At 71.8% G+C, this 12,048-nt stretch carries 11 protein-coding genes; 7 read left to right on the top strand and 4 right to left on the bottom strand.

Annotated elements, in window-relative coordinates; genetic code table 11:
* Positions 1–20: 20 nt before the first annotated feature.
* Positions 21–767, bottom strand: a complete 747-nt coding sequence (locus tag ACTEI_RS24135) for a hypothetical protein (RefSeq protein WP_122979744.1) — start codon at positions 765–767, stop codon at positions 21–23.
* A 549-nt stretch (positions 768–1,316) separates the two neighbouring features.
* Here ACTEI_RS24135 and ACTEI_RS24130 point away from each other — a divergent pair.
* On the top strand, positions 1,317–2,885 hold the full coding sequence (locus tag ACTEI_RS24130; protein ID WP_122979743.1) for an AMP-binding protein: 1,569 nt from the start codon (positions 1,317–1,319) through the stop codon (positions 2,883–2,885).
* On the opposite strand, the gene ACTEI_RS24125 is transcribed toward ACTEI_RS24130, so the two are convergent.
* Entirely contained in the window at positions 2,882–3,643 is a 762-nt protein-coding gene (locus ACTEI_RS24125) for a hypothetical protein (RefSeq protein ID WP_145830918.1), read from the bottom strand. The two genes, ACTEI_RS24130 and ACTEI_RS24125, sit on opposite strands and share 4 nt — an antisense overlap.
* Positions 3,644–3,681: 38 nt before the next feature.
* Positions 3,682–5,073, bottom strand: a complete 1,392-nt coding sequence (locus ACTEI_RS24120) for a glucose-6-phosphate dehydrogenase (RefSeq protein WP_122979741.1) — start codon at positions 5,071–5,073, stop codon at positions 3,682–3,684.
* A gap of 243 nt (positions 5,074–5,316) precedes the next feature.
* Here ACTEI_RS24120 and ACTEI_RS24115 point away from each other — a divergent pair, with 243 nt between their 5' ends.
* From ACTEI_RS24115 to ACTEI_RS24095, 5 genes are all read left to right on the top strand, one after another.
* Entirely contained in the window at positions 5,317–6,099 is a 783-nt protein-coding gene (locus ACTEI_RS24115) for a polysaccharide lyase family 7 protein (RefSeq protein WP_122979740.1), read from the top strand.
* A 60-nt stretch (positions 6,100–6,159) separates the two neighbouring features.
* Complete coding sequence (locus ACTEI_RS24110) at positions 6,160–6,657, top strand: hypothetical protein (RefSeq protein ID WP_122979739.1); 498 nt, start codon at positions 6,160–6,162, stop codon at positions 6,655–6,657.
* Between the two features lie 914 nt (positions 6,658–7,571).
* Positions 7,572–7,775 (top strand): transcription antiterminator/RNA stability regulator CspE, encoded by a 204-nt coding sequence (gene cspE / locus ACTEI_RS24105; RefSeq protein ID WP_122979738.1) that lies wholly within the window; start codon positions 7,572–7,574, stop codon positions 7,773–7,775.
* A gap of 189 nt (positions 7,776–7,964) precedes the next feature.
* The gene (locus ACTEI_RS24100) at positions 7,965–8,558 is read left to right on the top strand and encodes a PilZ domain-containing protein (protein ID WP_122979737.1); all 594 of its coding nucleotides are present in this window, start codon (positions 7,965–7,967) and stop codon (positions 8,556–8,558) included.
* Between the two features lie 35 nt (positions 8,559–8,593).
* Positions 8,594–8,863 (top strand): hypothetical protein, encoded by a 270-nt coding sequence (locus tag ACTEI_RS24095; protein WP_122979736.1) that lies wholly within the window; start codon positions 8,594–8,596, stop codon positions 8,861–8,863.
* A 15-nt stretch (positions 8,864–8,878) separates the two neighbouring features.
* Here ACTEI_RS24095 and ACTEI_RS24090 read toward each other — a convergent pair whose 3' ends face one another.
* Positions 8,879–9,673: an NYN domain-containing protein gene (locus tag ACTEI_RS24090; protein ID WP_122979735.1), complete on the bottom strand. Its 795-nt coding sequence runs from the start codon at positions 9,671–9,673 to the stop codon at positions 8,879–8,881.
* Positions 9,674–10,060: 387 nt separating this feature from the next.
* On the opposite strand from ACTEI_RS24090, the gene ACTEI_RS24085 reads away from it, so the two are divergent.
* Positions 10,061–11,962 carry a prolyl oligopeptidase family serine peptidase gene (locus ACTEI_RS24085; protein WP_122979734.1) on the top strand — a complete coding sequence of 634 codons (1,902 nt, stop codon included), beginning with the start codon at positions 10,061–10,063 and terminating at the stop codon, positions 11,960–11,962.
* Positions 11,963–12,048: the final 86 nt, after the last annotated feature.

Genomic DNA, 12,048 nt, shown 5'->3' with positions numbered 1-12,048 from the left:
GCCGCCACCGTGTCGGCCGGTCAGCTCGGCCCCGGCGCCGGCCAGTCCGGCCACACCTCGCTGAGCCAGTGCCGCGTCTGCGCCGTGACGGCCCCGGGTCCGTTCGCGGCCAGCGGCGCGAGCGCGTACCGGCGTACCTCGGGATGCCGTTCCGGGGCGGGGCAGATGAACACGGCCAGGGCGCGCAGAGCCGGCAAGGATCCCGGATCGGTCAGCAACTGCAGCACGGGAACGTGCGCGATGGTGGCGACCCGGATCGCCGCGAAGACCCGGCTGACGACGATCCGCAGGATCTGCTCGGTGATCTGGTCGCGGTCCTTCTGCCGGGACGACGCCAAGATTGCGCGGACGACGGCGTCGGCGGCGGAGTCGCCGAACGTCTCCTCGGCGGCGGCCATGACCTCCACCGATCTGATGAGCGCGACGAGCAGGTCGCACCAGGTGTGTGCGGCCAGCTGCCGGCGCGCCCGCGCGGGGTCGGCGGCGGTGGCGTCGATGGCGGCTCGGATGTCCGACCAGGTGTCGTCGGCCAGCGCCCGGCCGAGCCCGGCTACCTGGTCGAGCTCGGAAGGGAGGTCCGGTCGCTCACGGGAGCCGGCCGGTGCGTCGTGCTGCCGGGCGAGCCAGTCGGCTGTGTCCAGACGTGCCAGGTCGACGATCCGAGCGCGGTTCGGCTGGTCCCTTCGCAGGCCACCGTTCTGGCGCCTGGTCAGCCGCGCCCGCAGGTGCCGGCTCCTGGCGCTTCGGCGGTCAGCGTCGCCAGCCATGCGCAGCCACCCCTGCCAGCCGTGCCGTGCACCGCCGCATCCGCCGCACGCGCAGTCGTGTCCCTTGGCGTACGCGCAATTGTTGTTGTGGGTCCCCTCAGGCATGCCTGGATCACTCCACTCGATATGCATATCGACTTTCGGCGATGGATACATAGCGGAGCGTATCGGTTCGATGACCCAAGGTAGTGGTTGGCACTGTCCGATGGTGGCTAGCGATCGAGGGTTCGAAGTGCTTGCCGGATCCGTGGCCGTACGGGAAGACCCGGGCGGTGCGGCCGGTCGGTCTCGCGGCGGCGGGCCGGGGCGGGATGCCGGCGGGGACGTGGTCCACCCTGGATCGCGCCGCCGATCCGGAGGATTGCCGTGACCCAGGTCACTGGCTTACCGTCACGCCAGGCCGGTGCGCACGTGTCGTCGCGCTCGGGCCGCCGCGCTGTCCCGCAGCCACCGCCCGCCCGGCGGCGGTCCTGCCGCCCGCCACCTCGTCGACGAAGATCCCGGCGAACCGACGCGGACGCCGGCATCCGCTGGAGGAAGGGGCCGACCGTGAGCGTCGCCGAGAACCTGCACGCCGTCCTGCGGATGCACCAGATCGGCATCGTCGACCTGCTACGCCCGGACCGCCTGCTCAGCGCCGCGGTCCGCAACGCCCGGCTCGGCCCGCAGGCCGCGCTGATCCGGAAGGCGGCGGCCGAGCACCCGGACGCGCCGGCGCTGACCGACGAGTGGGGCACGCTCACCTACCGCCAGCTGGACGAGCGGTCCAACGCGCTGGCGCACGGCTTGCGCGACCTGGGCCTGCCGGACAAGTCGGTCATCGGGGTGCTGGCCCGCGACCACCGGGGACTCGTGCTGACCATCAGCGCGGCGGCCCGCGCCGGTCTGCGGCTGGCACTGATGAACACCGGGCTGGCGCCGCAGCAGTTCGCCGAGGTGGTGGCCCGGGAGCGGGTCCGGGCGGTGATCCACGACAGCGAGTTCGCCGGCGTGGTCGCGGCGCTGCCCGCCGAGGTGCCGAGATTTTCCGACGTGGCGGAGCTGATCGCCGGGCGGCCGGTCACGCCGCTGCCGCTGCCGGCCCGGCCCGCCGGGTTCATCATCCTCACCAGCGGCACCACCGGCCTGCCCAAGGGTGCCCCACGCACCCGGGTGTCGCCGCTGGCCAGCGCCGTGATCGCGGACCGGGTCCCGTTCCCCAGGCGGGGTGCCCTGGTGATCGCCTCCCCGCTGTTCCACAGCACCGGCCTCGGCGCCTGGACGGTCGGGCTCGCCCTGGCCGACCACGCCGTGCTGCTGCGCCGGTTCGACGCCGAGGCGGTGCTGCGCTCGATCGCCGGGCACCGGGCGGCGATGCTGGTCGCGGTCCCGACCATGCTGGTTCGGATCCTCGCCCTCGGCCCGGAGGTCATCAGCCGGTACGACACCTCGTCGCTGCGCGCCGTCTTCGTGGCCGGCGCCCCGCTCGCCCCCGAGCTGACCAACCGGTTCCAGGACACCTTCGGCGAGGTCGTCTACAACGTGTACGGCTCCACCGAGGTCGCCGTCGCCTCGGTCGCGCAGCCCGCCGAGTCCCGCCGCGCGCCCGGCACGGTCGGCCGTCCGCCGGTCACCGTGCACGTCGCCCTCTACGACGACGACGGCGCGCGGATCACCCGGGCGTACGTCACCGGGCGGGTGTTCGTCCGCACCGGGATCCCGTTCGAGGGGTACACCGACGGCCGGCACAAGCAGGTCATCGACGGTTTCATGGCCACCGGCGACCGGGGCCACGTCGACGGGGCGGGCCTGCTGCACATCGACGGCCGCGACGACGACATGATCGTTTCCGGTGGGGAGAAGGTCTATCCGCTGGAGGTGGAGAACCTGCTGGCCGACCGCGACGACGTGGTCGAGGCCGCGGTGATCGGCGTCGAGGACCCCGAGTTCGGCCGCCGCCTGCGCGCGTTCGTCGTGCCCACCGCCGACTCGGCCCGCGACCCGCAGGAGATCCGCGACTACGTCAAGGCGTTGCTGGCCCGCTACAAGGTGCCCCGCGACGTCCTCTTCGTCGACGAGCTGCCGCGCAACGCCACCGGCAAACTGCTGCGCCGGGACCTGCCCACCGGGCCGGTCTAGGCCAGCAGCCGGGCCACCTCGGCGGCGCGTTCGCCCATGGTGCGGCGCAGCACCGCGGCGACCTCCTCGGGCGGACGCAGGGCCAGCGCGGCCAGGATGGCGTCCAGTCGCTCGGTGAGCACCTCCATCCGTTCCTCGGTGCGCACCAGGTCGTTGCGCGCCCAGCCACCCATCCGGTAGTCCCTCCGGCCGGTGGCCGGGTTCTCCTCCAGATGGTCCCAGGCGCCGGCCCCGATGGCCCGCTTCCCGCGGTCGGACTCCAAAGCCTTGTACACGGCGGCCAGCACCTGGGCCTCGGTCATGTCGTCCTCCAAGAGTCCCCACGCTCGGGTGTCCCGCTCCTGCGCGGTGGTGTAACGGGCGGAGAAATGGGCGTGCCCGGTGTGCGGATTCGTCCCGTGGTACGCCCGGGCGGTCCAGCCCCAGCTGCGCGACCAGATGCGCCGGTCGTAGATGACGTTCTGCAAGCGGTCGTCGCGCCCGGCGCGGTGCCGGGTGATGATGATCTGCAGCGCCCGGTTCATGCTCCACCCCGGCGTGCGCAGGTCGTCGTCCACGTCGATGGCGTGCACCTCGTTGATGTCGTCCGCGTCCTCGAACGGGGTGGCGCCGGTCTCGTCGGGGTTGTGGTCGGAGCGGGACCGGGCGTGCGCCCGGTCCCCGATCGCGCCGTCCGAGGCGCGGTCCCGCCGCGGGGCGAGCACGTCGAACTCCGCGCGCAGCGCCACCAGGCAGGGCACCAGCATCCAGTCAGCCACACATCGAGCGTTTACCGTTTCCCGGCGTCCGGCAACGATCACCCATCCGTTCGGGTGGGTGAAAGCAGCGACTCCGCCGGGCCGGCGCTGCCCGCCGGGTACTCCAGCAGCGGCACCTGGCCGTCCCGCCAGGCCGCGGTCACCGGCTCGACGATGCGCCAGCACTGCTCGGCGGTGTCGCCACGGACCGACAGCAGCGGATCGTCCTCGAACACCCCGCGCAGCACCTCGCCGTACGGGGGCAGGTCGCCCGGCCCGAACTCGGCCTCCAGCGTCACCGGATCGAGCACGAACGGATCGGCCGGCCCGTTGATGTTGAAGTCGAGCGCCAGCCGGTCCGGTCCGAAACTGATCCGCAGCCGATCCGCCTCGCCGTGCCCGTGCAGCCCGGCCGGCATCCGGGGCGGCTCCTTGAACGTGATCACCGCCTCCTTGCGGCTGCGGCCCACCGCCTTGCCGGAGCGCAGCCGGAACGGCACGCCGGCCCAGCGCCAGGTGTCCACGGCGAGGACCATCTCGGCCAGGGTCTCGGTGCCCCGGGCGGGGTCGACCCCCGGCTCCTGGGCGTACCCCGGCAGTTGAAGCCCGCCCAGCTCGCCCGCGGTGTAACGGGCGCGCAGGCTGGCCGTCTTCGGATCACCGCCCCACAGCCGGGTGGCGCGCAGCACGTCAGCCGTGGCATCGCGGAACTCCTGCGGGTCCAGCGACAGCGGGGACTCCATCGTGAGCAGCGCCAGGATCTGCAACAGGTGACTCTGGATCATGTCGGCGAGGGCGCCCGCCCGGTCGTAGTAGCCGGCCCGCCCCTCCAGCGCCAGGCTCTCGTCGAAGACGATGTCGACGCTTTCCACGTGCTCGGCGTTCAGCAGCGGCTCGAAGATCCGGTTGGCGAAGCGCAGCCCGACCAGGTTGAGCACCGTCGACTTGCCCAGGAAGTGGTCCACCCGGTGTACGCGGTCCTCCGGCACCAGGCGGGTGAGCAGCCGGTTGAGGGCGGCGGCCGAGGACGTGCCGGTGCCGAACGGCTTCTCCAGCACCAGCCGGGTGCCCTCCGGCAGCCGCACGTCGAGCAGCGCCTCGCACGCCTTCGCGGTCACCGCCGGCGGCAGGGCGAAGAAGATCACCGGCCGGTCGGCGCCGGACAGCAGCTGCCGCAGGTCGTCCGCACGGGTCACGTCCGCCCTGGCGTACCGGGTCTGCGCGATGACGCGCGCCGCGGGCGCCGCCGTGCCGTGGCCGGCGAACGCGTCGGTGACCCGCTGCCGCCAGCGCGCCTCGTCCCAGTCGTCCATCCCGGCGCCGACCAGCGTCACCGCCGGCGCGTTCCGGGCGGCCAGCAGCGCGCCGAGCCCGGGCAGCAGCAGGCGCGCCGTCAGGTCCCCGGAGGCGCCGAGAATGAGCAGGGTCTGCGCGGAACCTTCGTTCGTCATGCGCCTGCCGTTGCCCCACCGGGCCCGGGCGCGAAACCCGTTCCGGTACGGCGGCGCCCGGCCGCTTCGTGACGGCCGGCCGCGCCGCGCCGCGGGTCACCCGCCGTCGTACGGATTTAAGGTTGTTTAAGGGTTTCGTCCGGGCGGACCGGTTGACCCGGCATCGACCACCTGCTTTATTGGCAACCATCTTGCCTATTCCCCCTCGGGGCAGGACCGATCCCCTAGGCATCGAGGTCACCCATGCGTAAGCGCACCCTGCTCGCCCTCGCCCTCTCCGCCGTCGTGGCCGGTGGGCTCGGCGTCGCCGGCATCACCACCGCGTCGGCCGCCACCCTCGACCCGGCCCTGCCGCCCGGCGGCAACTTCGACCTGGCGGTCTGGCAGCTGCAACTGCCCACCGGCTCGCCCGGCAAGCCGGACACCATCCAGCCGGCCCAGCTCAAGGGCGCCAACGGGTACAGCAACCCGGCCTACTTCTGGACCGACAAGAACGACGGCTCGATGACCTTCTGGGCCCCGGAGAAGGGCGTCACCACCCCGAACTCCCACTACGCCCGCTCCGAGCTGCGCGAGATGAACCGCGACGGCAGCGCCGCGGACTGGCCACTGGCCGGCAACCACACCCTCACCGCCCAGCTGCGCATCCCGTCGGTGACCAGGAACGTCGCCGTCGGCCAGGTGCACCTGGGCTCCGGCGGCTCCTCGACCAAGCCGCTGCTGGAGCTCTACTACCGGCCCAACGGCGACATCCACCTCGGCACCGAGAACTCGCCGGCCGGCGGGCAGACCCTGCACAAGGTCGGCAACGTGCCGCTCGGCCAGAAGTGGACCTACGTCATCAACGTGACCGGCAACACCATCAACCTGACCGTGAACGGCAGCCGCACCAGTTACGCCATCCCGTCCTCGTTCAACCCCTACCGGCAGTACTTCAAGGCCGGCTCCTACAACCAGTCCTCGTCGGACAGCACCACCAACGGCGCCAAGGTGAAGTTCTACAGCCTCACCGTCAAGCACGGCTGACCACCGATCCGCCCGCTCCGGCGAACGGGATCGGGGCGGGCGGGGGCCTATCATCGAGGTATGTACTCGGCTGACCGGGACCCGGCCCTCGACAGCCGGGAGCAGCGGCTCGACGCCCGAAAACGCCAGCTCGACGCCCGGCAGGGCGAGCTGGCCGACCGGGCGGCGGCGCTGGACCGGCGGGAGCGGGCGGTCGGCGAGCGGGAGCGGTTGATCCAGGTCCGCGAGCAGCTGCTGGACCGGCAGGAGCGCGCGGCCGACGAGCGTGACACCCGGGCGAACGAGCGTGACACCCGGGCGAACGAGCGCGACACCAGCCAGGCCGCCCGCGAGCGCCTGATCGACTCCCGCGAGTCCGACGGCGCGCAACCGCGGTCCGGGCCGATGGAGAGCATCGAGGGCGCCTTCGCGCGGGAGGTGGCGCGGCTCGACCGCAGCGACGCGTTCCTGGAGCGCTCCCGCACCGCGGTGGAGCGGGCCCAGGCCCGGCTGGACGGCCTGCGCCAGGGGCGTGGCCCGGACTCCGCGGAGGGCGGCTCCGGAACCGCCGGCCGGTGAGGCGGGCGGTGCCGCGGCGCGGGCCCGCGGTGTGGCCACGTCCGCCGGGTGGTGCCACCGGTGACCGGTTCGCCGGATGCGGCCGGTGCCGGGCACGTCCGGCGTCGACGGCCGGCTGATCGCTGATTTTCCGGAGTGCTCTTCTGCCGGAATGAGTTATGGCAGCCGCTCATTCCGGGTGTCCGGGCGGACCGATGAGTTCCTCGAGCATCGTCGGCGCGGTGAGATGCCGGCCGCATCTGTGTGCCGCTGGACAATTTCCCGCGAAAAAATACGGCGTCCGGAACCGGTGTCGCTGCTCGACGATCATCGGCGGAAACCGCCGGGCGGTCCGGTGGGATCACGTGGTGAGCGCTGACCGTCGGCTCCGGATTCGCCGGCGCGCGGCTGACGGGCCACACGATGCGACGCGCCGCGACCCTCGCCCGTCACGGACCGGCCGCCCGCCGCCTGTCAATCGTCGCCTGCAACGCTACCGCCTCCAGCCGTCGCCCGCCGTCCGTCGAGTGGCAGCCGTCGCCCGCCGTCCGTCGAGTGGCAGCCGTCGCCCGTGGCCCTCCGGTGTCACCCGTCGCCCGGCTGCCGGACCGCGGCGGGGCTCGATCCGGCGGTTTGCCGGAGCGCGAACTGATCATGAACAGCGGCTCCGGGCCACCATCTGATCTTGCGATCCACTCCGCCGCCCGGATGGCTGTGCTACGTTGGGTCCGTTGCAGTTCCGAATTTCGGAGACTTCTCTTCGCAGAGACTTTGATTTCCAGAGACTTTGACTTGTGAAAGCGATGTCGACGCCTGATGGGTATCTGTTCCCACCGGGCGTTTTTCGTGGGAAGCGGGTTCTCGGAGATGTGGTCGACGCTGCGACACGAGGTTTCGCACGGTGCGACGCCTCACAGTTATTCAGGGAGATTGGTATGGCTACCGGTACCGTCAAGTGGTTCAACGGTGACAAGGGTTTCGGTTTCATCACCCAGGACGACGGTGGCGCCGACGTGTTCGCGCACTTCTCCGCCATCGCGACGTCCGGTTACCGCACGCTTGAGGAGAACCAGCGGGTGGAGTACGACGTGACCCAGGGCCAGAAGGGCCCGCAGGCGGAGAACATCCGGCCGCTCTGACGCTTCCACCCGCGGTGACACCTCACTGAGGTGTCACCGCGTGCCCGGAGGGGCGCTCCACCACGGGACATGACCGCGACCCAGCCGGTGTCCGGCTCCCGGTCATTCCCGCCAACCGGCCCAGCCCGCACCCCCTCACATGAGAACGTCGAGGACGGGGGCCGGACGGCCCGGGAGGAGGCGACCTCGATGATCACGGTGTCGGCCGGGAGCACCCTCACCCTCCGCTGCCCGGACATGGAGACCATCCCGCTCGTCTGCCTGGCCGACGTGCGGGCCCCGTTCATCGCCGAGCTGCCGCCGCTGCCGGTGCTCAGCCTCGACGAGCCCGGTGTCCGCCGCTACGGCATTCTCGAGCTGGCCAGCAGCGCCGGGGTCGCCTGGGTCGAGGCGGAGCTACGCGACGGGTTGATCACCGTGTTGGGGGACACGCCGACCGGCGTGGTGCAGCGGCGCGACTCGCCGCGGCGGCCCGGGGCGTACCCGGCGACCGGCACCGCGCAGGTCGACACCGGGACCGGTCAGCGCCTGGTCCCGCTCACCGGTCACGTCCAGGACATCTCCACCAGCGGTCTGCTGCTGCGCGCCACCGCGGCCGGCGACAGCCCGCACCTGCCGAGCGCGATCACCCGTACGCTGCTGCACGTCACCATGCCGTGGGGCGAGCTGACCGCCGCGGTCACCACCGTCGACCAGCGCTCCGACCAGCTGCGCGGAACGTTCGAATGGATCAACCCGGGGGACGCGAAGGCGCTCGCCGCGTTCGTCTCCGGCCGTACGTGATGCTTGATCCGCCGCGGACCGGGCAAAGAGCGGATATGACCTGGCTGGAATTCGCGCTGCTGCACACCGAGGCGCCGACCACGGTGCGGGTCGCGGCCCGGCACGGCAGCCGGTACGCCGAACCCACCGAGATCGGCCCGTGCGTCGTCAACCGGAACGTGGTCTTCTGCCCACCCGACATCGACGTGCCCCCCGGTTCGCTGGTCACCCTGCCGACCGGCCGTACCACCCGGGTGCGTGCCGCCTGCCACCTCGACGCGCACGGCTACCGCCTGCCCGGCCACCTCCAGCTCGACCTGGAATGACCGGCCCGGCCCGGGTCAGCCGGGCTCGGCGGAGCGGCGCTCCGGGCGGCGCCGGCGGTCCCGGACGTAGATCACCGCGGTCTTGCCCTTCTCGGGGGTCCGCCGTTCCGACTCGAACAGCGCGGTCGCCGCGAGCAGATCGCTGAGCTTGGTGTACCCCCAGTTCCGGGCGTCGAAGTCGGGGCTCCGCTTGGTCAGGATCTGCCCGACCGAGGCGAGCGTGGCCCACCCGTCGTCGTCGGACGCCGCCTCGACCGCGTTGCGCAGCTTGTTCACCAGCGCGCTGTCCGACTTCAGCTGACCCGCGGGCAGCGGTGGCCGCGGGGCCGCGGGCGTGTCGGCCGGCTCGGCGGGGCTGTTCGGGGCCGTCAGATTGTCGGTGTAGATGAACTTGTCGCAGGCCGCCACGAACGGCTTCGGGGTCTTGCGCTCGCCGAAGCCGTACACGATGAGCCCGGACTCGCGGATCCGTGCCGCCAGCCGGGTGAAGTCGCTGTCACTGGACACGATGCAGAACCCGTCCAGCCGCCCGGAGTAGAGCAGGTCCATCGCGTCGATCACCATCGCCGCGTCGGTCGCGTTCTTCCCGGTGGTGTAGGCGAACTGCTGGATCGGCTGGATGCTGTAGGCCAGCAGATGCTCCTTCCAGCCGCGCAGGTTCATCCCGGTCCAGTCGCCGTAGGCCCGCTTGACGTGCGCGGTCCCGTACTTCGCGACCTCCGCGAGCAACCCCTCGACGATCGACGGTTGCGCGTTGTCGGCGTCGATCAGCACCGCCAGTCGAGCGGCCTCACCGCTGGTGACACTCATTCCGCCTCCCGCGAGAACGATCAGCCCCGACCATACCCACCCACCCAGCCCCGCCGCCCGGGCCCGTCCCACGCCGACGACCGGGCGTTCCCACCGGGACACCGGACCCGGCGGCCCCGGCACCTCCGCCGTCGGCTCCGCGCGCCCGGCCGCGACGTCCGCTTCGGGCACCGCACGCCGCCACGCCGATGCGGGCGCCGTGCCGCTCCGCGCGGTCCCCATCGGTCAATCGTCCGTCCCGTGGACGTCCCGCACCCGCGCCGGACGGCGCCTGTCCCCGCCACAGAATCCCACGAGCGCCGGTCGGCGGCATGCGGCTGGCCTCAGCGTGGTTGTCCCGGACCTGCCTACCCACCCGTGCGTTGGTGATGTCGGCAAACTGATCGCATGACAGGTCTGACCGCTGAACTCGTGGTGGATGGTCGTGCCCCGCAGACCCCGGCTCTCGCCCCGAGCGGGCACTCGATCTGCTACGTTCTGGCGCCCACCAGCCGGATCGGTGACCACCTCGACACCGAGTTGTGGCTGGCCGATGTCGATGGCGGCGGTACGGCACGCCGGGTAACCGCGGACATCGCGACGGAATCCCGGCCGCGCTGGTCCACGGACTCGGACACGCTGTTCTTCCTGTCCGACCGCGCCGAGCGCGGTATCCCGCAGCTGTACCGACTCACCCCCGCCGACGGCACGGTGACCGTGGTGACCGGTTGGCGCGCCGGCATCACCGACCATCTGCCCCTCTCCGACCCCCGGCTGGTCGCTCTGCTCGCCGAGGACGAGCCCACTGAGGAGGACGAGCGCCGTGCCCGGGACCGCGACGACGCCATCGTCGCCGGCGAGCGGGAGCCACGTGCCAGGTTACGGCTGCTCGACCTCGACACCGGCCGGGTCACCACACCGGATGTGTTCGGCGACCGGCATGTCGTGGACGTACGGCAACGACCTGACGGCGGCCCGCTCGCCGTGCTCACCCAGGCCAGCGCCGACACCGACTACGGCCCCCGCACCGGCCGGCTGCACCTGTTCGACCACACCACCGGCACCGTAGAAGAGCTGGGAGCGGTCGCGGCCGACGCACGCTCCCTGGCCTGGTGGCCGGCTGAGGACGGCTGGCATCTCGGTTACCTCGCACTCACCCCGCCGGGGCTGCACGCCGGTACCGCCGTGTTCGACCTGGCCCTGGGCAGCCGCGTCCTGCGCAACCGCACCGCTGAGTTGTCGATGTGCCCGACCGAACTGTGCCAGACCGATGCCGCCGCACTGGTGGTGTTCGCCGACGGTCTGCACACGACCCTGGCTCGGCTCGGCCCCGCCGACCTCACGATCCTGTCGCAGCACACCGGACGCCTCGACGACCTCACCACCACGGGCACCGGTGAGAACATCGCGGCGCTGACCAGCAGCCGTTATCAACCCACCAACGTTCATCTCGGGACACCAGTCGGCCCGCTGCGGAGAATCACCGACACTCGCCCGGAACTGGACGGCATCACCCTGGGCCGGCAAGAACCGCTGGCCTACCGGGCCGCCGATGGTCTCGCCCTGGACGGCCTACTCGTTCTCCCGGTCGGGAAGACAGCATCCGAGGGCCCGTTCCCGCTGGTCACAATCGCGCACGGCGGCCCGTACGATCGCTACGCCGACCGTTGCCAACTGTTCTGGTTCCCCAGCGCGCAATGGTTGGCCGCCGCAGGCTACGCAGTGTTCCTGCCCAACCCGCGCGGCGGGCAGGGCCACGGCCACCAATTCGCCGCCAGGGTCGCCGGCCGGGTCGGTCGGGAGGAGTGGACCGACATCCTGACCGGCATCGACCTGCTCATCGCGCGGGACATCGCCGACCCTGACCGGCTGGGCATCGCCGGTTGGAGCCACGGCGGCTTCATGTCCGCCTGGGCCGTTGGCCAGACCGACCGCTTCCGCGCCGCGCTGGTCGGCGCTGGCGTCACCGACTGGGGCATGCTCGCCGCGACCGGGGAGAACGGCCATTTCGAGGCCGCGCTCGGAGGCAGCACGGGTTGGTCCGGCATCGGTCCGCACCCGCACGACGCGGTCAGCCCGATCTCCTTCGCCGGCCGCATGCGCACTCCGGTGCTCATCCTGCACGGCGCCGAGGACACCAACGTCCCCCTCGGTCAGGCCGTGTACCTGCATCGGGCGCTGCGCCACTTCGGCGTCGAGCATGAGTTCGTGAGCTACCCGAGGGAAGGCCACGCGATCCGCGAACGCAACCACCAACTCGACGTGCTGCACCGGACCCGCGCATGGTTCGATCGCTTCCTGCGCCCGTGACCGGCCAGCGCGTTGACCTGGTGACCGGTGCTCGGGATGAGCTCTGAGGAAAGGCTCGCAGAAACGGTCGTTCCTGCGGACCCTGA

This window comes from Actinoplanes teichomyceticus ATCC 31121, assembly GCF_003711105.1.
Lineage (GTDB): Bacteria > Actinomycetota > Actinomycetes > Mycobacteriales > Micromonosporaceae > Actinoplanes > Actinoplanes teichomyceticus.
Note: the sequence above shows the minus strand (reverse complement) of the source record. Positions and strands in the feature narration are given on the sequence as shown.